This is a genomic window from Actinomyces sp. S6-Spd3, assembly GCF_000758755.1.
Taxonomy (GTDB): domain Bacteria; phylum Actinomycetota; class Actinomycetes; order Actinomycetales; family Actinomycetaceae; genus Pauljensenia.
The window spans coordinates 1-676 of record NZ_JRMV01000130.1; the positions used below are offsets into that span (position 1 = coordinate 1).

Sequence of the window (676 nt, forward strand, 5' to 3'; positions counted from 1 at the left end):
TGCGTCCGAGTATCTGCAGTTTTCCTCTGGAGTGAGCGTATAGCCGAAGAACTCCTGCGCGGCGCGATTCATTAAATTCTTGTCTGCCATGAACTTAATCTATCCAGAAAAGTGCTTGGAACTAAGCAATTGCTGGAGTGGAATCAGTTGTTCATCCACGGGCCACCCAGCGGAAGAGGTTCTTTGGCCCACTTTGGTTAATAAATCGTGGGCGGTGTCTTCCAAGAATATCTGCTGAGTGAATCCGCGAAGATCTTCGGGCGTGGCGTAGTTGGTGAACGTGTATGTTCATCGGGGACGATACGCGCTTGTTATCGTTTTGAAAGATGTAAATATCCGCACCAACTCAAGCCTTACAGAGCGTTTGCCGCACAAAATAAGGCCTCCCAGCAGGTGCTGGGAGGCCAGTAGTGGAGATGCCGGGAATTGAACCCGGGTCCAACGACCCACCCCAATTTCTTCTCCGGGCGCAGTTTGCAATAAGTTTCTCAGCCACTAGCAACATGCAAACCTGCAACTAGGTGGCTCAGTTGAGAAAGTGTCGGTTACCGCCTCCCAACGCGATGGCAACCCAGTGGCTCATAAAACGACGCCAGGAACCAAACTCAGAGCATTGCTTGGGCTGACGGACTTGCTCGCTAGATTAGGCAGCGAGGGCAAAGTCGGTGCGGTTCTG

1 other RNA gene is annotated in these 676 nt (G+C 51.9%); it reads right to left on the reverse strand.

Annotation, left to right across the window (positions count from 1 at the left end):
* Positions 1 to 408: 408 nt before the first annotated feature.
* Positions 409 to 676: a transfer-messenger RNA gene (gene ssrA, locus HMPREF1627_RS10095) on the reverse strand; the annotation flags it as partial.